This is a genomic window from Sulfitobacter sp. HI0040 (assembly GCF_001634885.1).
GTDB lineage: Bacteria > Pseudomonadota > Alphaproteobacteria > Rhodobacterales > Rhodobacteraceae > Sulfitobacter.
On the sequence record NZ_LWEX01000512.1, the window covers coordinates 1 to 509 of the forward strand.

A 509-nucleotide genomic window follows, 5' to 3' on the forward strand; every position below is an offset into this window, starting at 1 on the left:
CCGGCTGGCGGGCGACGATGAAGCACGGGATGCGGCCACGCAGGATGCGGCGCAGGCCTTCAAGGCCCGGGATCTCTGGAAATCCTTCCCGGTTTTCATCGGTGTTGCACTGCTGATGAGCCTGTTGGGAGAGTGGTGGTACGGGCTGGCCTTCTGGCTGCTGCCCTATCTGACCTGGTTCCAGCTTGTCCTGCGCATTCGCAATATCGCGGAGCATGGGGCTCCGCGATATTGCGAATGCGCAGGACAAGCTGGAACCAGGTCAGATAGGGCAGCAGCCAGAAGGCCAGCCCGTACCACCACTCTCCCAACAGGCTCATCAGCAGTGCAACACCGATGAAAACCGGGAAGGATTTCCAGAGATCCCGGGCCTTGAAGGCCTGCGCCGCATCCTGCGTGGCCGCATCCCGTGCTTCATCGTCGCCCGCCAGCCGGAATGACATCAGCACCTGCGCGGCAAGCTGGCGGAACCCGGTCTGCCCTGTGAGATCCCGGATGAATTTGCGGCG

General features: G+C 62.7%; 1 pseudogene. It reads right to left on the reverse strand.

From position 1 onward, the window contains the following. Window positions 1-95: 95 nt before the first annotated feature. Window positions 96-509, reverse strand: a pseudogene (locus A3728_RS23795) (hypothetical protein); the annotation flags it as partial.